Below are 19,288 nucleotides of genomic sequence, written 5' to 3'. Positions count from 1 at the left end.
GCCAGCCTACGTCGCCCCGGGCCCCGGGTCAGTTGAGCTCGGGGTCCGAGGGGTAGTAGGCGACGAAGGCGATCTCGTTGCCCTGACGCAGGAGGACCTGCTCCCAGAGTCGTTCCGGGTCCGCCGTGAGCAGGTCACCGGGAAGGGAGTCGAGCACCATCCACGAGCCCCGGTCGAGCTCCGACTCGAGCTGCCCGCTGGACCACCCGGCATACCCCGCGAAGATCCGCAGTCCGCCCACCTCGGGCATGACGAGCAGCGGCGGGGTGTCGAGGTCGATGATCGCGACCGAGCCGAAGAGGCGCTGGCTGCCCGGAGGCAGGTCCTCGTCGTTGGACACCATGACGAGGCCGAGCGCCGAGTCGAGCTGCACCGGCCCGCCCTGGAAGAGGGTCTGCGGTGCGGCGATGTGCTCGCCCCAGCCGGGCAGCACCGAGTCGACCTCGGCGCCCAGGGGCTTGTTGAGCACCACGCCCTGGGCGCCGTTGTCGTCGTGCTGGAGCATGAGGATCACGCTGCGGTGGAACAGCCCGTCGTCGAGCTGCGGCGTCGAGACGAGCAGCCGGCCCGTCGTGCGATCAGCGGTCACGCTTCCATTCTGCACGGCCACCCTGACCACGTCGCTCGCCACCACGGCCGGCGCCGCGGCCGCCACCCTGGTGACCCCGTGAGGCCCCCTGGAAGCGACGGGGCGGACCACCCGGACGGCGGCCGCGCTGCTGCGGCTTGGCCTCGAGCAGGGGCTTCCAGACCTCGTCGGCGACGGGGACGCCGGACGGCGCGCGGCCACCGGCCTTCTCGACGTGCTCGTCACCGGGGCGGACGCGGACCGGCTCGACGTCGAGACCGGCGGCCTCGGCGAGCCGGGCCATGGTGCGCTTCTGGTGCGGCAGGGCGAAGGTCACGACGGTGCCCCGCTCCCCCGCCCGAGCCGTGCGCCCGGCGCGGTGCAGGTAGTCCTTGTGGTCGGCCGGCGGGTCGGCCTGGAGGACCAGGCCGATGTCGTCGACGTGGATGCCGCGCGCGGCGACGTCGGTCGCGACGAGCACCGGCAGCGAACCGTCACGGAAGGCGCCGAGCGCCCGGTTGCGCAGGTTCTGCGACAGACCACCGTGGATGGCGGCGGCGAGGACACCCCGCTCGCGCAGCTCGCGCGCGACGCGGTCGGCGCCGAGCTGCGTGCGCACGAAGACCACGGTGCGGCCGTCGCGGGCGGCGAGCTCGGCGGTGAGCTGCTTCTTGTTGTTGGGGTCGATGAGCATGATGTGGTGGCTCATCGTCGACACGCTCGCCTGCGCGTCCTCGGTCGAGTGCGTCACCGGGTCGGTGAGGTAGCGCTCGACGAGCTGGTCGATGCCCCGGTCGAGCGTCGCCGAGAAGAGCAGGCGCTGGCCGCCGGTCGGGATCCGGTCGAGGATCTCGGTGACCTCCGCCATGAAGCCCATCTCGGCCATGTGGTCGGCCTCGTCGAGGATGGTGACCTGGACGTCGTCGAACTCGACGGCGCCGCGCTCGTGGAGGTCGGCGAGGCGACCGGGCGTGGCGACGAGGATGTCGATGCCCTTGGCGAGCGCCTTGATCTGCGGCTCGTAGGACAGGCCGCCGGCGACGAGCTTGTGGCGCAGGCCGGTCACGTGGACGAGCGGCTCGAGGGCGTCGCTCACCTGCATGGCGAGCTCACGCGTCGGCACGAGGATGAGCGAGCGCGGACGCTTGCTCGCCGGCTTCGTGCCGTCGGCGAGACGGGTGATCGTCGGCAGGCCGAAGGCGAGCGTCTTGCCCGAGCCGGTCTGGCCGCGACCGAGGACGTCGCGACCGCCCAGGGCGTCGGGGATCGTCGCGGCCTGGATCGGGAAGGGCTCGGTGATGCCGTCACGAGCGAGCCGCTCGACGAGGCGGGGGTCGAGCGACAGGGCCGCGAAGCCGTTGTCCTCGGTGACGGCCGCGGGACCACCCTTGCTCTTCGACTCGTACTTCACCCAGGTGTCGGCCTGGGCGCGCTCGGCCTCGGCCTCCTCGAAGGTGCGGGGCTGCTCGGGCAGGTCGTGCCGACGCTCGTCGTAGTGGCGGCCCTCGTGCCGGTCGCGGCGCACCGGGTCGGCGACCCGACGGGCGGGGCGGTCGTCGTCGCGGCGGAACGACGGGCGGCCGTCGCGGCGCTCGCCGTGTGCCGGCCGGCTGCCGCGGTCGTCACGGCGCTGCCCGTATGCCGGCCGCTCACCGCGGTCGTCGCGGCGCTGGAACCCGCGGCTCTCGCCACGGTCCTCGCGACCCTGGTAGCCGCCGCGCGAGTCACCACGGTCGTCACGACGCTGGCCGTATGCCGGCCGCTCACGGCGGTCGTCGCGGCGCTGGAACCCGCGGCTCTCGCCACGGTCCTCGCGACCCTGGTAGCCGCCGCGCGAGTCACCACGGTCATCACGACGCTGGCCGTATGCCGGCCGCTCGCCAACGTCGTCACGGCGCTGGAACCCACGGCTCTCACCGCGGTCGTCGCGGCGCTGGCCATATGCCGGGCGGTCGTCACGGCGCTGGTAGCCGCCACGCGAGTCATTGCGGTCATCACGCTTCTGGAACCCGCGGCTCTCACCGCGGTCGTCACGACGTTGCCCACGCGACTCGGCGCGGTCGTCCCGGCCTGCGGCGGCGCGGTCGGTACGTCGGGCGGGCCGGCCGCGGTCCGCACGGTCCTCGTCGCTCCAGCGCGGGCTGCGCTCCGAGCGCGGCGCCTTGGTGCGAGGGCCCTCGGGCTGTCCGCGGTGGTGCGACTTCTTGGGTCCCTTGGACTTCGCACTCGCCTTCTGCGAGGAGGTCCAGCGCGGCTTCTTGCCGCCGGGGGAAGGCTTCTTGGGCATGGTGAATCACTCGATCCGAGTCGGTGGTGGTGGCGTCTACGGCCCTCCACGACGACTTCTGTGTCAACGAGATTCAACGGGCTGGAACGCGGCGCCGGACGTGGCGCAAGGAGCCAGTTTACCAGCGCTCGACGTACGGCCCCAACCACGCGAGCGGCGCCCGCAGCACCTGCGGCACTCGCCGCGTCCGCAACGGTGGTCGCGTTCCCGACCAGGGTCGCGGACGCTGGCCAGCGCCCTCAGCCCGGCCTCCCAAGCGCGGCGTCAGCGTCCGCGACGGTGGTCGGCTTCCCGACCAGGACTGCGGACGCTGCCCACGTAGCGGGCGACGAGCACCCCGAGCAGGACGCCGGTGACGTCGGCCACCGCGTCCCACGGGTCGCCTGAACGCTGTGGCAGCACCGTGGCCTGGACCACCTCGCTCACCGGTGCGTGCAGCGCCATGACCACGGCCACCGGTACGACCGGGAGCCGCGCGAGCACGGCGAAGAGCACGGGCAAGGCGAAGACGGTGAGGTGCACGAGCTTGTCGAAGTACGGGAACGGCGCCACTCCCCCGGCCGACGGCGCGTAGAGCACGACGAGCTGCAGCAGCAGCGCGAGCGCCGCGGGCACGAGCGAGCGACGGCGCCGGAGCGCCTCGCTCACGCGGTGGGTTCGGACGTGGCCGCCTTGGCCACGGCCGCGGCGACGACCTCCGCCACGTCGGGGTGGAACACGCTCGGGATGATGTAGGTCGCGTTGCGCTCGTCCTCCTTGACGACCCCGGCGAGCGCCTCGGCGGCGGCGAGCAGGACGGCCGGAGTGAGCACCTTGGAGCCGGAGTCGAGCAGGCCCCGGAAGACGCCGGGGAAGACGAGGACGTTGTTGATCTGGTTCGCGAAGTCGGACCGGCCGGTCGCCACGACCGTGGCGTGCTTCGCGGCCTCGACCGGGTCGACCTCGGGGGTCGGGTTGGCCATGGCGAAGACGACGGCGTCGTCGGCCATCGTCGCGATGTCGTCACCCGTGAGGATGTTGGGAGCGGAGACACCGAGGAACACGTCCGCACCCGCGAGCGCCTCGGCGAGCGTGCCGGTGAAGTCGTCGGGGTTGGTGTGCTCGGCGATCCACTCGTGGTTGGGGTGCTCGCCCGAGCAGACGTCCTCGCGGCCCTTGTGGATCACGCCGTGCATGTCGGCGACGACGACGTTGCGGGCGCCGGCGAACAACATGAGCTTGAGGATGGCCGTCCCGGCCGCGCCGGCGCCGCTCATGACGAGCTTGACGTCCTCGAGCCGCTTGCCCACGACCGCGAGGGCGTTGCGCATCGCGGCGAGCGCGACGATCGCGGTGCCGTGCTGGTCGTCGTGGAAGACGGGGATGTCGAGCTCGGCCCGCAGCCGCGCCTCGATCTCGAAGCACCGCGGCGCCGAGATGTCCTCGAGGTTGATGCCGGCGAAGACCGGCGAGATCGCCTTGACCGCCGTGATGATCTCCTCGGTGTCGGTCGTGTCGAGGCAGATCGGGAAGGCGTCGATGTCGGCGAACCGCTTGAAGAGCGCGGCCTTGCCCTCCATCACCGGCATGGCGGCGAGGGGCCCGATGTCACCCAGACCGAGGACGGCGGTGCCGTCGGTCACCACGGCGACCGTGTTGCGCTTGATGGTGAGGCGGCGGGCGTCCTCGGGGTTCTCGGCGATCGCGAGGCAGACCCGCGCGACACCCGGGGTGTAGATCAGCGAGAGGTCGTCGCGGTTGCGGATCGGCACCTTGGACTCGATCCGCAGCTTGCCGCCGAGGTGCATGAGGAAGGTGCGGTCCGAGACCTTGCCGATCTCGACGCCGGGGACCGTGCGCATCCGCGCGACGACCTCGTCGGCGTGCTCGGGGTCGCGGGTCATGAGGGTCACGTCGATGCGGACCGCGTCGTGGCCCGAGGCAGTGACGTCGAGCCCGGTGACGACTCCCCCGGCCTCCTCCACGACACCGGTGAGCTCGCTGACTGCGGTGGCTCGGGCCGGGACGACGAGACGGACGGTGACGGAGTTCGCGGCGGAGGGAAGGGCCATGGGGGAGATTCAACCTGCTACTCGCGAGTTCGCGACAATCGGCCCGCCACGCGGGACCGGAGCCCGCGCACCGGCGCGGCTCTCTGCGCGACGGACCTACAGTTGCCCCCATGAGCGAGCACGTCGAAGTCACCGGGCACGGTGCGCACCACGTCGTCCCCGACCTCGTCATCCTGCGCGCCCGGGTCCAGTGCGAGGCCCGTGACGTGGCGAGCGCACTCACCGAGTCCTCGAACCGGACCGCCGCCGCCCTCCAGGCTGCCGCCGACCACGGCGTCGAGGGCCCGGACCGGCGGACCGAGGACGTCGGGATCCACCCGCGCCACGACACCGAGGGCCGCAAGGTCGTCGGCTACACGGCATACCAGGCGTTCCGGCTCACGATCCGGGACACGTCCCGGGTCGGTGACGTCCTGCAGGCGCTCGCGGGTGCGGCCGGTGACGCGCTGGGGGTCGACGGCATCGAGATGACCGCGGAACAGACTCCCGAGGCCGTCGAGGCCTCTCGTCAGGCCGCCTTCGAGGACGCCCACGCCCGCGCCACGCAGTACGCCCGGCTCGCCGGCGTCACCCTCGGCCCGGTCCTCATGATCCGCGAGGGCGTGCCCGAGACCGGTACTCCACGTCCGATGTTCGCGCGGTCCGCGGACGCCCTCGCCGGCTCCATGCCCGTCGAAGCAGGCACCCGCGCCATCACGAGCACCGTGACCGTCCGCTGGGGGCTGGCATGAGCTGGCTCGACGCCCTCGGCTGGTTCGGGTCGGCCCTGCTCGTCTTCTCACTGCTCCAGGCCCGGATCCTGCGGTTGCGTGTCCTCAACACCATTGCCTGCGGCATCCTCACCGTCTTCAACGCGCTCATCGGCGTCTGGCCCATGGTCGCCATGAACGTCGTCCTCGCCGCGATCAACCTCTGGTTCATCGCCAAGATGCTCCGCGAGAAGGACGACGCGAGCGCCTTCGCGGTCATCGAGGTCGAGGAGGACGACGCCTACTTCCAGCACTTCCTCGCGGTGGAGGGCGCTGACATCGCGAAGTTCAACCCGGGCTTCAGCGGCGTCACCGAGTCGGCGTCGCGGTTCGCCTACCTCGTCCTCCACGGCCACGAGACGGTCGGTGTCGTCGTCGTCCGCGACGCCGGCGCCGGTGTGGGCCAGATCGAGCTCGACTACGTCACGGAGCGCTACCGCGACTTCACGCCCGGCGAGTTCGTCTGGCGGCACAGCGGTCTCTTCGCCGGTCACGGCTGGCGGACCGTGCGCACCCCCGACGCGATGGTGGGCGCCTACTACGAGAAGCTCGGCTTCCGGCCCGACGGCGACGCCTGGGCCCTCGACATCGCCGCGGTCACGCGTCCCGAGAGGCCGTCGGACGCCGCCGGTCCAGGGTGAGCTTGACCCGGTGACCCGTGATGACGCTCGCGAGCCAGCCGAGCCCGATCGCCCAGCCCGCGATGACGTCGGTGAGCCAGTGGTGGCCGAGATAGACACGTGAGAGCCCCATCGCGACGACGAGCAGGCCGAGCACGACGACGACCACCGTGCGCCACCGCTTCTTCCGCAGCCAGATGACGAGCAGGTATGCCGTGAGCCCCAGGACCACGGTCGCGTTGAGCGTGTGCCCCGAGGGGAAGCTCGCAGAGGTCTCGTAGGGCGGCACCGCCAGCGACTGAGGGGGGCGGGCCCTCCCGGCGAGGTCCTTGCCGGTGACCGTGATGGCGATCGAACCGGCGGCGGCGATGCCCATGAGGACGACCGGCGTCCAGCCGCGCCACGCGATCGCCAGCCCGATGGTCGCGAGCAGCGCGATGACGGGCATCCCGATGGTCCCGCCGAGGTCGGTGAAGCCGGTGACGAACGTCGACCACCCGGGCGTGCGCATCTGCACCGCGGCGTCGAGCACGGGCTGGTCGATGACCGAGATGCCGTCGCGGTCGACGACGTTCTCGTAGACCTCGGCCGACACCTCGGCGAAGCCCCAGACGAGGCCGAGACCGACGCCGACCGTGAGGACGAGCGCGAGGTTGGCGAGCGACCACCGGCCCAAGCGCCCGATGAGCGCAGCCCCGGCCACCGCCGCACGGACGACGAACCGGCCACTGTCGGTGCGCCACTCGGCGAGGTCGCGGTCACCGATCCGCTCGTCCTCGGGGGGCGAGGTGCGCTGGGACTCGGCGGACGGCATACGAGATCGTCACACACCGCTCTGTGCGCAGGAACGACAGCACCCGGTCGGTCGGCTCGCGCCGACCGACCGGGTGAGGTCGTTTGGTGGGATGACCACGGTGGTGGAGGTGGCGGGAATCGAACCCGCGTCCACTGACGGGAAACCAAGGCTTCTCCGGGTGCAGTGCGCTGTGGAGTTTCTCGGCCCCAGGGCTCGCACGCACACGTTCCCTGACAGGCCCAGTCGGATTGGAGTCCCGCGCCACCCCCCGACAAGGGTGACGCAGCAAGTTCTCTAGCTGACGCCAGACACTGAGTCGAGAACTACCTCAGGCTGACGGACTTCGAGGCTCGCTCAGGCGGCGAGGGCGAAGTCGGTGCGCTTGGAGTTGGCACCTATTGGTTTGCACGGAGCGTTGACGAGATGACCGTGCATCCTCGACCCGCTTCCCTTGATCCGCCGACCAATGTCGAAACCGATCACCCCCGTGAGGGGGCTCATCCCACGCTGTTGAGTTGTGGTTGGAACTCTACCTGCCAACGTGGGGCGACCCCGAATCATTTCCGGGACCGCCCCATCGAGGGGGTCAGGCGAGAGCGCCGCGCAGGGCGTCGGCGAGCGAGGTCGTCGGGCGCCCGAGGAGGCGCGACAGGTCGCCCGTCTCGACGAGCAGCTCGCCGTGCTTGAGGCCGTCGTCGCTCGTCGCGAGCGCGCGGGCGTAGCCCTCCGGCAGACCGGCGCCGACGAGCGCAGCGGCGTAGTCGTCGACGGAGAGGTCGCGGTAGGCCACCGGGGTGCCCGACTGCTCGGAGAGCTCGGCGGCGTACTCGGCGAGCGTGAACGGCGTGTCACCGCCGAGCTCGTAGACCTGGCCCGCCTGGTCCTCGCTCGTGACGACGACGGCCGCCGCCTCGGCGAAGTCCTCGCGCGTGGCGGCGCTGACCCGGCCCTCGCCCGCGGCACCGAGGACGGCGCCGTGCTCGAGGTGCTGCGACACCTGCGCGGTGTAGTTCTCGACGTACCAGGAGTTGCGGAGCAGGGCGTGCGGCAGACCGGAGGCGGCGAGCGCCTGCTCGGTGGCGCGGTGCTCGTCGGCGAGGCCGAGCGTCGAGGTGTCGGCGCGCACGATGCTCGTGTAGGCGACGAGCTCGACCCCGGCACGGACCGCGGCGTCGATGACGTTCTGGTGCTGGGCGACCCGCCGGCCGACCTCGGAGCCCGAGATGAAGAGCAGCCGGTCCACGCCGGCGAGGGCGGCGTCGAGGGAGGCCGGGTCCTCGAAGGTGCCGACGCGCACGTCGACCCCGCGGGCGGCGAGGTCGCTCGCCTTCGCCTCGTCGCGCACGAGCGCGACGACGTCAGCCGGGGCGACACCGCGGGCGAGGAGGGCGTCGATGACGAGCCGACCGAGGTGTCCGGTGGCGCCGGTGACGAGGATGGAGGTCATGGGGTGAGGCCTTTCGGAGGTGGGCGACGAAGCGCTGACACCCGGAGAACGAGCGGGCCCACGGCATACTTCCCGAGAGTTAGTACCCACTTTGAAGTAAGGTACCTACATGAAGGTGAGCACCCCCCTGGACGAGCGCTTCCCTGACGCGGTGTTCGCCGCGGGCTGCCCGAGCCGCACGGTCCTCGACCACGTCATGAGCAAGTGGGGCCTGCTCGTCCTGCTCTCCCTCGGCGACGGCGAGCCGCAGCGGTGGAGCGAGCTGCGCCGCCGGGCGGAGGGCGTGAGCGAGAAGATGCTCGCCCAGACCCTGCGCACCCTCGTCGCCGACGGCTTCGTCCTGCGGGACGCACGCCCCGTGGTGCCGCCGCACGTCGAGTACTCACTCACCCCGCGCGGTCTCGAGCTCGCGGCGCTGCTCAACCCGCTCATGGTGTGGGTCGTCGACAACGCCCCCGACATCCTCGAGGACGCCGCCTCGGCCTGAGCGCCTGAGCGCCGCACGCTCGCCCCGAGAGGTGAAGCCGGTCAGACGGCGCAACCGTCCGGACCGCAGGCCACGTCGTCGGCGGAGCCGGTGCGGTCGCCGGTCGAGGTCACCATCGTCAGCGGGTGGGCCTCGCTCCAGGCCTGCGTCAGCGCCTGCGTGAAGAGCTCGACCGGCTGCGCACCGGAGACGCCGTACGTGCGGTCGATGACGAAGAACGGCACGCCCTGGATCCCCAAGGAGTGCGCCTCGGAGATGTCGGCCTGCACGGCGTCGGCGTAGCGGTGCGTCTGGAGCGCCTCGATGGTGACGGTGGCGTCGAGCCCCGCGGCGACACCGATCCGCACGAGGGTGTCACGGTCGCCGATGTCCTCGCCGTGCTCGAAGTGCGCCGAGAGCAGGGCCTCCTTGACCGCATCGGCCACGCCGTGCTCCTTGGCGAGGTGCAGCAGCTCGTGCGCGGTGCGGCTGTTGGCGACGACGAGCCGCTCGAAGTCGTAGTCGAGCCCCTCCTGCGCCGCCGTGGCCGCCACGTGCTCGAACATCTCGCTCACCTGCTCCCGCGCCATCCCCTTGCGCCCGGCGAGGTAGTCGAGCTCGGTGCCGTCGTAGTGATCGGGCAGCGAGGGGTCGAGCTGGTAGCTGTGCCAGGTCACCTCGACCTCGTCGGCGTGGGCGAACCCCGCGAGCGCGGACTCGAAGCGCCGCTTGCCGATGAAGCACCACGGGCAGGCGATGTCGGACCAGATGTCAACGTTCATGGACGCTTCAACCATCTGCCCGTGGCGCTTCTTCCCCCGGCGCCCCGGCGCCTCAGGCGTGCCGGAGTGGCTCAGGCGGCGTGCTGCTCGGCCGGGTCCTCGGCGAGCAGGAAGCGCTGGAGCCCGGGGAGGTCGTCGGTGTTGAGGACGTCGACGTCGGCGGCGACGAGCTCGCGCCACACCGCCTCCCGGGCCGGGCCCGCCACGTCGGGCGTCGCCCAGAAGCGCACCTGCTGCCCGCGGGCATGCGCGGTCGCGACGATGGTGTGCAACTTCGCGCGCTCGGCCTCGGGCATCGCCCCGACACCCTGCCAGGTGAAGTGCTTGGTCCAGTTGTCACTGATGAGCGGCACGACGCTCGCCGGCAGTGGCCCACCGAGGTCGCCCATCCGTCCGTCGTAGAACGAGAACCGCTTCGAGGCGGCCTGCATCGCGACGAGGTCGCGGTTGCCGGAGATCACGGCGGTCACCGCGCGCTCGTGGACCTTGCCTCCCTTGTATGCCGTGAAGAGCTGCGGGTACGCCGCGAGCTCCCGCTCGATGACCGGCCAGGCCGCCGTGCCCTCGCTCTTGACGTCGATGAGCAGACGAAAGGGCTCACGCCACTGGCGGTGGATGGCGCCGCCGTTCTCGCGGAAGAGCTGCGCGAGGGGTGCGAGGTAGGTGTCGCGCAGCGTGCGCGCCGGGTCCGGGCCGTCGTGCCCGATGTAGAGCTCACCGTCGACGAGCCAGACGTCGGCTTCGGCCGAGGTGAACCCGTGGTCGAGCGCGTCGAGCAACGGTCGCTCGTGCTCGTAGTCGTTGTGGGCGTGCGCCCGTTCCAACGGCTGCACCGAGGCGTGCGACGGGGAGCTCACGGCCCCCGACGTCAGCGGGGCGCCGCCGGCCGTGGGCAGGGCCGCCGGGCCGACAAGGACGGCCCCGACGGCGGCGGTGGCGGCGACGAGAAGGCGGGCGAACGGCATACGAGTCATGTGCTCCACCCTCCCGCGAGGTGGTGGATCGCGCGCGTCGAGCAGGTGAACGCGTCCGTACTGTGGTCTTTCGGTCTCACTGACTGGGCGATCACTACGCTTTCGGGAGACCGTTCACCCCCCTTCCCGGAGGTATGCCGTGTTCCGCAAGGTCCTTGTCGCCAACCGAGGTGAGATCGCCGTCCGGGCGTTCCGCGCCGCCACCGAGCTCGGCGCGAAGACGGTCGCGGTCTTCCCCCACGAGGACCGCAACTCCGAGCACCGCCTCAAGGCCGACGAGTCGTACCAGATCGGGGAGGAGGGCCACCCGGTCCGCGCCTACCTCGACCACGAGAACATCGTCCGCGTCGCGGTCGAGTGTGGTGCCGACGCGATCTATCCCGGCTACGGCTTCCTCTCCGAGAACCCGCTGCTCGCCGAGGAGTGCGCCGCCCACGGCATCACCTTCATCGGTCCCCCGGCCGAGGTTCTCCACCTCACCGGCAACAAGGCCAAGGCCATCGCGGCCGCGAAGGCTGCCGGGCTGCCGACCCTGCGCGGGTCCGAGGCGGGCACCGACCTCGACGCGCTCGAGGCCGCCGCGACCGACATCGGCTTCCCGTGCTTCGTCAAGGCCGTGTCCGGTGGCGGGGGCCGCGGGATGCGGCGCGTCGACGACCCCAGCACGCTGCGCGACGCGCTCGAGGCAGCCCAGCGCGAGGCGGACGCCGCGTTCGGTGACCCGACCCTCTACATCGAGGAGGCCGTCCTCGACCCGCGCCACATCGAGGTGCAGATCCTCAGCGACGGGTCCGAGGGGACCACGGGAGGGAGCAGCGGCGTCCTTCATCTGTATGAGCGCGACTGCTCGCTCCAGCGTCGGCACCAGAAGGTCGTCGAGATCGCCCCCGCCCCCAACCTCGACGCGGACACCCGCGACCGCATGTGCGCCGACGCCGTGCGCTTCGCGCGTGAGATCGGCTACGTCAACGCGGGCACCGTCGAGTTCCTGCTGGGCACCGACGGGCGCTACGTCTTCATCGAGATGAACCCGCGGATCCAGGTCGAGCACACCGTGACCGAGGAGGTCACCGACATCGACCTCGTCGTCTCCCAGATGCGGATCGCGTCCGGCGAGACGTTCGAGGACCTCGACCTGCGCCAGGAGGACATCCGGCTGCGGGGGTTCGCGCTCCAGTGCCGGATCACCACCGAGGACCCCGCCAACGGGTTCCGCCCCGACGCCGGCACCATCACGGTCTACCGCTCGGCGGGCGGTGGCGGCGTCCGGCTCGACGGCGGCACGGTCTTCGTCGGGGCGCGGGTCTCGGCCCACTTCGACTCGATGCTCGTCAAGCTCACCTGCCGCGGTCGCGACTTCCCGATGGCCGTCCGGCGCGCGCGACGGGCCTTGGCGGAGTTCCGGATCCGTGGCGTCTCCACCAACATCCGCTTCCTCCAGGGCGTCCTGGCCGACCCGGTCTTCCAGGCCGGCCAGGCGACGACGTCGTTCATCGACCAGCGACCCGAGCTGCTCACCGCCCGCACCCCGGCCGACCGCGGCACCAAGCTGCTCACCTATCTCGCCGACGTCACCGTCAACCAGCCCCACGGCCCGGCGCGCACGAGCGTCAGGCCGCGCGCCAAGCTGCCGGCGCTCGACCTCGACACCCCGGTGCCGCCCGGCTCACGCGACCTGCTCCAGCGCGTGGGCCCGGCCGAGTTCGCGCGCCAGCTGCGTGCCCGGGCCAAGGTGGCGGTCACCGACACGACCTTCCGCGACGCCCACCAGTCGCTGCTCGCCACCCGGATGCGCACCCGGGACCTGCTCCACGTCGCCGGGCACGTGTCGCGCCTGACGCCCGAGCTGCTCTCGATGGAGGCCTGGGGCGGCGCGACCTACGACGTCGCGCTCCGCTTCCTCAGCGAGGACCCGTGGGAGCGCCTCTCCCTCCTGCGCGAGGCGATGCCCAACATCCCGCTCCAGATGCTGCTCCGCGGCCGCAACACGGTCGGCTACACGCCCTACCCGACCAAGGTCACCGACGCCTTCGTGCACGAGGCGGCCCGCTCCGGTCTCGACATCTTCCGCATCTTCGACTCGCTCAACGACGTGAGCCAGATGCGGCCCGCCGTCGAGGCGGTGCTCGACACCGGCACCGCGGTCGCCGAGGTCGCGCTCTGCTACACCGGCAACCTCAGCGACCCCGGCGAGAAGCTCTACACCCTCGACTACTACCTGCGCCTCGCCGAGGAGATCGTCGACACGGGCGCCCACGTGCTCGCGATCAAGGACATGGCCGGTCTGTTGCGCGCCCCTGCTGCCCGCACCCTCGTCACCGCGCTGCGTGAGCGGTTCGACCTGCCCGTGCACCTGCACACCCACGACACCGCGGGCGGCCAGGTCGGCACGCTGCTCGCCGCCATCGACGCCGGGGTGGATGCCGTCGACGCCGCCTGCGCGGCCATGGCCGGCACGACCAGCCAGCCGTCGCTGTCTGCGCTCGTCGCGGCCACCGACGGCACCGACCGTCCAACCGGGCTCGACATCGACCACGTCTTCGCGCTCGAGCCCTACTGGGAGGCCGTGCGCCAGCTCTATGCCCCCTTCGAGTCCGGGCTGCCCTCCCCCACCGGCCGGGTCTACTTCCACGAGATCCCCGGAGGCCAGCTCTCCAACCTGCGCCAGCAGGCGATCGCACTCGGCCTCGGCGACCGGTTCGAGGACATCGAGGACACCTATGCCGCCGCCAACCGGATCCTCGGCAACATCGTCAAGGTGACGCCGAGCAGCAAGGTCGTCGGCGACCTGGCCCTGGCGCTCGTCGGTGCCGGGGCGGATCCGGCGGACTTCGAGGAGAACCCGACCCGCTACGACATCCCCGACTCGGTCATCGGCTTCCTCGAGGGCGAGCTCGGCGACCCGCCGGGCGGCTGGCCCGAGCCGTTCCGGACCAAGGCCCTCCAGGGCCGCAAGGGCAAGCCGCGCGTCACCGAGCTCACCGCCGAGCAGGAGGCGGCCCTCGACTCCTCCCCACGGGCGACGCTCAACGAGCTCCTCTTCCCGGGCCCGACCAAGGACTACCTCTCGTCGAGGGAGCGGTTCGGGGACCTCTCCGTGCTCGGTACGGTCGAGTTCCTCCACGGTCTCGACCCCTCGCGCGAGTACGAGGTCGAGATCGAGGCGGGCAAGCGGCTGCTCCTCGCCGTCTCCTCGGTCGGCGACGCGGACGCCAAGGGCATGCGCACCGTCATGTGCACGCTCAACGGCCAGTTCCGGCCGATCACGGTGCGGGACAACGCCGTTCAGGTCGACGTCAAGGCCGCGGAGAAGGCGGAGCCCGGCAACCCGACCCACGTGCCCGCCCCTTTCGCCGGTGTCGTGACCCCGGCGGTCGCCGAGGGCGACACCGTCGAGGCCGGAGCCGTGGTCGCGACCATCGAGGCGATGAAGATGGAGGCCAACATCACCGCACCGAGCTCCGGCACCGTCGAACGCCTCGCGGTCGGTGGCCACCAACAGGTCGAAGGCGGAGACCTTCTGATCGTCCTCAAAGGTCTAGTGTGAAAGAGCATCCACGGCGTCAAGACGCGGCGCACTTCATGGATGCAGATCACCATCCGCTCAACCAAGGAGATTCACCATGGGCATCGGAGACAAGATCGAGAACATGAAGGACAAGGTCGTCGGCGAGGGCAAGGAGCAGGTCGGTGACGCCACCGACAACGAGCGCCTCGAGGCCGAGGGCAAGGCCCAGCAGACCGAGGGCAACATCAAGCAGGCCGGCGAGAACGTCAAGGACGCGTTCAAGAACTGAGCCGCACGCACGGCATACGGCAGGGCCGGCCCCACAGGGAGGGGGCCGGCCCTCGTCGTGTCCGTGGCCGGTGAGGGCTCGGTCAGCCGACGGCGTCGAGCAGCGCCTTGGTGAACGCGGGGATGTCGTCGGGGTTGCGGCTGGTGATGAGGTTGCCGTCGACCACGACCTCCTCGTCCTTCCAGGTGCCGCCGGCGTTGCGGATGTCGGTCTGCAGGCTCGGCCACGAGGCGAGCGTGCGGCCCTCGAGCACCCCGGCCTCCACGAGCGTCCACGGTGCGTGGCAGATGGCGGCGACGGGCTTGCCCGACTCGACGAACGCCTTGACGAACGCGACCGCGTCCTCGTCCATGCGCAGGGCGTCGGGGTTGGCGACGCCGCCGGGGAGCACAAGCGCGTCGTAGTCGTCCACCGAGGCCTCCTTGACGAGCCCGTCGACGGGACGCGTCTCCGCCTTGTCGAGGTGGTCGAAGGTCTGGACCGTGCCGGACTCGGTGCTGAGCAGGGTGGCGGCGTGGCCCGCCCCGGTGATGGAGTCCCACGGGTCGGTCAGCTCGACCCGTTCGATGCCCTCGGGTGCGGTCAGGAATGCGATCTTCTTGGTCATGGTCACCACACCATCACGCTTTGAGGGAAACGGCCACCTCCCTTGGGGGGTGAGGAGAGGCCGCGACGAGTCACCAGGACCCGCCGCCACCCCCGCCGCCACCACCGCCGGAGAACCCGCCCCCGCCGCTGAACCCACCACCGCCCAGGCCGGAGCCACCGGACGAGCCCGGGGTCGACACGAACGTACCAGCGGCCTGGGTCGAGAACGAGTCCATGCTCGAGGCCACGTGGCCGAAGTTCCAGCCGGTGATCGGCCCGGCGTACCAGACCGGCGCGGCGATGCTCTGGCCCGCGGCTGCGGCCGCAGCCGCGACCTCCTCGAACACCGCGGCCCATCGGTCGGCGAGGCCGAAGACGATGGCGTAGGGCAGGAACTTCGAGAAGACGTCCTGCGCCTCCTCCCACCGGATCTGGTTGGCCTCGGCCGTGGCGATGTAGCGCTCGAAGCCCTGCGACTGGGCGAGGACCGCACTCCCCTCCGCGGTGCGCGACGCCATGCGTCGGCCAAGGAGCTGGACGATGATCCCGGTGACGATGAGGCCGATCCCGAAGACCCAGCCCTTGGCCACGAGGGCGCCGCCGCCGAGCGAGCCGAGCCCTGCGGTCCCGAAGAACAGCGCGAACCCGCCGAGCGCCATGAGCGTGATGCCGAAGCCGACCCACCCGGCCCGCTGGGCATCGGGCGAGCGACGGAACCAGTGCCGCTGCACGGACTCGGTGTACATCATCGCCTGCACCTGCTTGAGGGTGCCGGCGAAGGTGTTCTTGAGCTCGGAGAGCCGGGTCTCGTTGCCCTTGGCGAAGACCCCGTCGAGCAGGCGCTGCTCGTAGGGCGCCAGGGCGGCGCCGCCGCCGGGAGGCGTCTGGCGCCGCAGCAGCCAGTCGTCGCTGCGGAAGCGTCCGCGCTCCTCGTTGGTGATCGTGAGGTGGCCGCGCACGGCGAGGTCGATGAGGGTCGCGGTGACGTCGACGACGTCGGCCTTCTCGTCCATGATCGTGCCGACCATGCCCGGCTGGACGCCCGGCGGCGGGTTGAACTGGACCGCGACCGTCGGCGCCTTGCCCCGCACCACGGGGGCGCTCTCCCCCGCTCCCGGGCTGAGACCCGGCGTCAGCCCGGCATAGACCTCGTCGCGACCGCGGGTCCACACGAGCAGCCCCATGAGCCCACCGGCGAGGAGCGGCAGCAGCACGCCGCCACCGGCGAGGGCCGCGCCGAGATAGCTCGACTGGGTCGGCGAGAGCGAGGGCCCGGGGTCGTAGCCACCGCCGAAGCTGCCGTCGTCGCCGGTCTCGCGCAGGTCGGGGGTGAGGTCACCGAAGGCGTCCCGCGGCCACGAGACGACGATCGTCGCGCCCTGTCCTGGCGAGATGTCGGGGACCTGGAAGCTCGACCTCGCGCCCGCGGTGCCGGTGCACTTCGTGTCCTCCTGCAGGGCGCCGTAGTAGCAGGCGACCTGCGTGGCGGGCACCGGCCCGGTGACGTCCGCGGTGACGTTGCGGTAGACGTACTCGTTCGAGGGGTCGATGTGGTTGTAGTAGAGCTCCGCGGTGCCGTCGCCGATGTCGTTGATGACGTGGGCGAGGGTGTAGGTGAGGACGTACTCCTGCACGCCCTCGACGGTCTCGTCGGCGCTGCCGATCCGGACCTGCTCGTAGGCGCCGAAGTCGGAGATGTCGGTGTCGGTCGGCGCGCCCGTCGGCGAGGTCACCTCGACGTCGGACAGCTCGTAGTGGCGGTACTGCGTCGTTGAGTTCTGGTAGCCGGCGCGGGTCTGGATCGTCCGGTAGATGCCGTGGCGCTCCTCCCCTTCCGGGAAGTCCCAGCGGATGCGCTGGGTGACGCGCATCGACCCGTCCTGCTGCACGGCATACAGGACGTTGAAGGAGGCGGCGTCGTCGTCCATCGGCACGAAGCCGGCCAACGACGGCGGTGACGCGGGCGAGGCCGAGGCGACAGGGGCCGCGAGGGCCGCTCCGACCGGGATCGCGATGCACGCGGAAGCGGCGAGACCCGCCATCCAGCTCCGAAGCCGACCCCTCACGCAACTACCCCCTGTGTGCGCCGAGCGCGCGCTCGGTCTCACGACGATCCTGGCGCTCACGCAACGCGTGGCGCTTGTCGTACTCCTTCTTGCCCTTGGCGATCGCGATCTCGACCTTGGCCCGGCCGTCCTTGAAGTACAGCTGGAGCGGGACGATCGTGTGGCCGCTCTCGCGGGTCGCCTGCAGGATCTTGGTGAGCTCCTTGCGGTGGAGCAGGAGCTTGCGGCGGCGTCGCGGCGTGTGGTTGGTCCAGGTGCCCGAGACGTACTCGGGGATGTGGACGCCCTCGAGCCAGAGCTCGTCGCCGGTGAAGCTCGCCCAGCCGTCGACGAGGCTGGCGCGCCCCATGCGCAGGGCCTTGACCTCGGTCCCCATGAGCACGAGACCGGCCTCGAAGGTGTCGAGGACGAGGTAGTCGTGGCGAGCCTTGCGGTTGCTCGCGACGACCTTGCGGCCGTCGTCGTTCTTGGTCTTGGCACCCTTGGCCATCGCGCTCACCTCCTCGAGTCAGTGCGACACGCTACGACAGCGTATGCCGTCCGCGCGCCCGTGTTTGCGCGGCACCACCTGTGCCCGCGGACTCGCCTGCTCAGAGGTAGTTGCGCGGGTCGACGAAGTTGCCGTCCTCGTAGACCTCGAAGTGCAGGTGGCAGCCGTTGGAGTTGCCGGTCGTGCCCTCGTAGCCCACGACCGTGCCCCGCGCGACGCGTCCGCTGTGGGTCTTGATGCGCTGGAGGTGGTTGTAGGTCGTCGTGAGGTGGACCCCGCCGATGACGCCGTGGTCGACGATGACGCGGTTGCCGTAGCCGGTGTTGTAGCCCGACTCGATGATCGTGCCGGCCGCGGCCGCGTGGATCGGCGTCCCACAGGGGGCGGCGTAGTCACGGCCGCTGTGCAGCTTCCAGCGGTGCTGGATGGGGTGGAAGCGCATGCCGTACTCGGAGCTGATCCAGCCCAGCGTCGTCGGGGCGCTCAGCGGGCCGCCGCTCGACGAGCTGCCGCCGGAGGACCCACCCGAGGAGCTCCCCGAGCTGCTCGATCCGCTGGAACCGCTGCTCTGCTGCTGCTTCTTCTTGTTGCGAGCCGCGCGGGCAGCCGCCTCGGCCTTGGCCTTGCGGTTGGCGGCGGCGCGGATCTTGGCGGCGCGCAGGGCCGCGGCAGCACGGGCCTTGATGACCCCGCTGAGGCGCGCGGACTCGACCTGGGCTGCGGCGAGGCGGGCGTTCTCGGCGACGGACTGGGCCCTGACGGCCGCGGCCTGCTGGGTCTGCTGCACGGCGAGGGCGTCGAGCGCGGCCTTGGCGGCGGTGGCCTTGTCGCGGGCGGTGTTGGCCGCGGCGAGCGTCGCCTCGGCCTTGCGCTTGGCCTGCTCGGAGTCGGCGCGCAACGCGGAGAGGTGGTCCTCCTGCGCGGTCTGGCTCGCCTTGGCGGTCGCGAGCTTGACCATCGACTGGCCCTGCGGGTCCATGACGGTGCCGATGAGGGCGATCCGGTCGGCGAACTGCTGCGGCGAGGTCGACGTCATCGCCATGTCGAGCTCGCCGAAGCCCTGCTCCTGGTAGATCTGCGCGGCGAACTGGGCCACCTGGCCACGGCTGTCGCGGATCTCCTTGGTGGTCGCGGCGAGCTCGTCCTGCGCCTTGGTCTCGTTGGCCTGCGCGACCTCGAGCTCCTGGGCGGCGATGGCGTTGGCGGTCTGCGCGCGGGAGGCGGCGGCCTCTGCCTGGGTCAGGGCCGACTGGGCGCCCGGGAGCCTGCCCTGCGTGGTGCGCAGCGCGATGTAGGCGCTCGCGAGCTGGGCGTTGGTGTCGGCGAGGTCGTCGCGCAGCTTGTCGATCTGCGCGTCGACGTGCTTCTTCTGCTTGCTGGGGTCCGGGTCGGCGCCGGGGTGGGCGGACACGGGTGCGACGAGCGCGAGCGAGCAGAGCAGGGCGGCAGACATGCCGACGGCGCGACGCACGGAGGCGTTTCGGGGCGCAGGGGTTCGCCTCATGATCACCATTGGTAACACGAGTCACCCCAGTTTGGGAACATTTCGGACGAATGCCGTGTCCGAAAGGGCCAGCACGACCTGATCCGTCGTCGGCCCTCCCCCG

17 protein-coding genes and 1 other RNA gene are annotated in these 19,288 nt (G+C 71.3%); 5 read left to right on the top strand and 13 right to left on the bottom strand.

The window, feature by feature from the left end; translation table 11 throughout:
• Positions 1 to 28: 28 nt before the first annotated feature.
• The 4 genes from ACSQ11_RS11570 to ACSQ11_RS11555 form a co-directional block, all read right to left on the bottom strand.
• Entirely contained in the window at positions 29 to 589 is a 561-nt protein-coding gene (locus ACSQ11_RS11570) for a YqgE/AlgH family protein (protein ID WP_436005510.1), read from the bottom strand.
• Positions 579 to 2,855: a DEAD/DEAH box helicase gene (locus tag ACSQ11_RS11565; protein WP_436005508.1), complete on the bottom strand. Its 2,277-nt coding sequence runs from the start codon at positions 2,853 to 2,855 to the stop codon at positions 579 to 581. The genes ACSQ11_RS11570 and ACSQ11_RS11565 overlap by 11 nt, the downstream gene beginning before the upstream one ends.
• A 264-nt stretch (positions 2,856 to 3,119) precedes the next feature.
• A complete protein-coding gene (locus ACSQ11_RS11560; protein WP_436005506.1) occupies positions 3,120 to 3,503 on the bottom strand; it encodes a VanZ family protein in 384 nt (127 codons plus the stop codon).
• Positions 3,500 to 4,906, bottom strand: coding sequence for an NAD-dependent malic enzyme (locus tag ACSQ11_RS11555; protein ID WP_436005504.1), 1,407 nt, complete (start codon positions 4,904 to 4,906; stop codon positions 3,500 to 3,502). Before ACSQ11_RS11555 ends, ACSQ11_RS11560 begins: the two co-directional genes overlap by 4 nt.
• Before the next feature lie 110 nt (positions 4,907 to 5,016).
• On the opposite strand from ACSQ11_RS11555, the gene ACSQ11_RS11550 reads away from it, so the two are divergent.
• On the top strand, positions 5,017 to 5,637 hold the full coding sequence (locus ACSQ11_RS11550) for an SIMPL domain-containing protein (protein ID WP_436005502.1): 621 nt from the start codon (positions 5,017 to 5,019) through the stop codon (positions 5,635 to 5,637).
• On the top strand, positions 5,634 to 6,296 hold the full coding sequence (locus tag ACSQ11_RS11545) for a hypothetical protein (RefSeq protein WP_436005500.1): 663 nt from the start codon (positions 5,634 to 5,636) through the stop codon (positions 6,294 to 6,296). The genes ACSQ11_RS11550 and ACSQ11_RS11545 overlap by 4 nt, the downstream gene beginning before the upstream one ends.
• On the opposite strand, the gene ACSQ11_RS11540 is transcribed toward ACSQ11_RS11545, so the two are convergent.
• The 3 genes from ACSQ11_RS11540 to ACSQ11_RS11530 all read right to left on the bottom strand — a co-directional run bounded on the left by ACSQ11_RS11540 (position 6,253) and on the right by ACSQ11_RS11530 (position 8,518).
• Positions 6,253 to 7,089 carry a phosphatase PAP2 family protein gene (locus ACSQ11_RS11540; RefSeq protein ID WP_436005498.1) on the bottom strand — a complete coding sequence of 279 codons (837 nt, stop codon included), beginning with the start codon at positions 7,087 to 7,089 and terminating at the stop codon, positions 6,253 to 6,255. The genes ACSQ11_RS11545 and ACSQ11_RS11540 overlap by 44 nt on opposite strands.
• Positions 7,090 to 7,190: 101 nt before the next feature.
• Positions 7,191 to 7,558: a transfer-messenger RNA gene (gene ssrA / locus ACSQ11_RS11535) on the bottom strand.
• Between the two features lie 99 nt (positions 7,559 to 7,657).
• Entirely contained in the window at positions 7,658 to 8,518 is an 861-nt protein-coding gene (locus tag ACSQ11_RS11530) for an SDR family oxidoreductase (protein WP_436005496.1), read from the bottom strand.
• A gap of 109 nt (positions 8,519 to 8,627) precedes the next feature.
• Between ACSQ11_RS11530 and ACSQ11_RS11525 the strand changes: the two genes are divergently transcribed.
• Positions 8,628 to 9,005: a winged helix-turn-helix transcriptional regulator gene (locus ACSQ11_RS11525; RefSeq protein ID WP_436005494.1), complete on the top strand. Its 378-nt coding sequence runs from the start codon at positions 8,628 to 8,630 to the stop codon at positions 9,003 to 9,005.
• A 41-nt stretch (positions 9,006 to 9,046) separates the two neighbouring features.
• On the opposite strand, the gene ACSQ11_RS11520 is transcribed toward ACSQ11_RS11525, so the two are convergent.
• Positions 9,047 to 9,766 carry a DsbA family oxidoreductase gene (locus ACSQ11_RS11520; RefSeq protein ID WP_436005492.1) on the bottom strand — a complete coding sequence of 240 codons (720 nt, stop codon included), beginning with the start codon at positions 9,764 to 9,766 and terminating at the stop codon, positions 9,047 to 9,049.
• Positions 9,767 to 9,837: 71 nt separating this feature from the next.
• Positions 9,838 to 10,740, bottom strand: coding sequence for a phosphatidylinositol-specific phospholipase C/glycerophosphodiester phosphodiesterase family protein (locus tag ACSQ11_RS11515; protein WP_436005490.1), 903 nt, complete (start codon positions 10,738 to 10,740; stop codon positions 9,838 to 9,840).
• 139 nt (positions 10,741 to 10,879) lie between these two features.
• Here ACSQ11_RS11515 and ACSQ11_RS11510 point away from each other — a divergent pair, with 139 nt between their 5' ends.
• Positions 10,880 to 14,287, top strand: coding sequence for a pyruvate carboxylase (locus tag ACSQ11_RS11510; protein ID WP_436005488.1), 3,408 nt, complete (start codon positions 10,880 to 10,882; stop codon positions 14,285 to 14,287).
• 76 nt (positions 14,288 to 14,363) lie between these two features.
• On the top strand, positions 14,364 to 14,537 hold the full coding sequence (locus ACSQ11_RS11505) for a CsbD family protein (RefSeq protein WP_436005486.1): 174 nt from the start codon (positions 14,364 to 14,366) through the stop codon (positions 14,535 to 14,537).
• 82 nt (positions 14,538 to 14,619) lie between these two features.
• Here the strand turns inward: ACSQ11_RS11505 and ACSQ11_RS11500 are convergent, their stop codons facing one another.
• From ACSQ11_RS11500 to ACSQ11_RS11485, 4 genes are all read right to left on the bottom strand, one after another.
• On the bottom strand, positions 14,620 to 15,144 hold the full coding sequence (locus tag ACSQ11_RS11500) for a type 1 glutamine amidotransferase domain-containing protein (protein WP_436005484.1): 525 nt from the start codon (positions 15,142 to 15,144) through the stop codon (positions 14,620 to 14,622).
• Between the two features lie 70 nt (positions 15,145 to 15,214).
• Positions 15,215 to 17,191 (bottom strand): DUF2207 domain-containing protein, encoded by a 1,977-nt coding sequence (locus tag ACSQ11_RS11495; protein ID WP_436005482.1) that lies wholly within the window; start codon positions 17,189 to 17,191, stop codon positions 15,215 to 15,217.
• Positions 17,192 to 17,195: 4 nt separating this feature from the next.
• On the bottom strand, positions 17,196 to 17,681 hold the full coding sequence (gene smpB / locus ACSQ11_RS11490; protein WP_436005480.1) for an SsrA-binding protein SmpB: 486 nt from the start codon (positions 17,679 to 17,681) through the stop codon (positions 17,196 to 17,198).
• Between the two features lie 100 nt (positions 17,682 to 17,781).
• A complete protein-coding gene (locus ACSQ11_RS11485; protein ID WP_436005478.1) occupies positions 17,782 to 19,185 on the bottom strand; it encodes a peptidoglycan DD-metalloendopeptidase family protein in 1,404 nt (467 codons plus the stop codon).
• Positions 19,186 to 19,288 lie beyond the last annotated feature (103 nt).

This window comes from Knoellia sp. LjRoot47, from assembly GCF_964253435.1.
GTDB lineage: Bacteria > Actinomycetota > Actinomycetes > Actinomycetales > Dermatophilaceae > Knoellia.
Note: the sequence above shows the minus strand (reverse complement) of the source record. Positions and strands in the feature narration are given on the sequence as shown.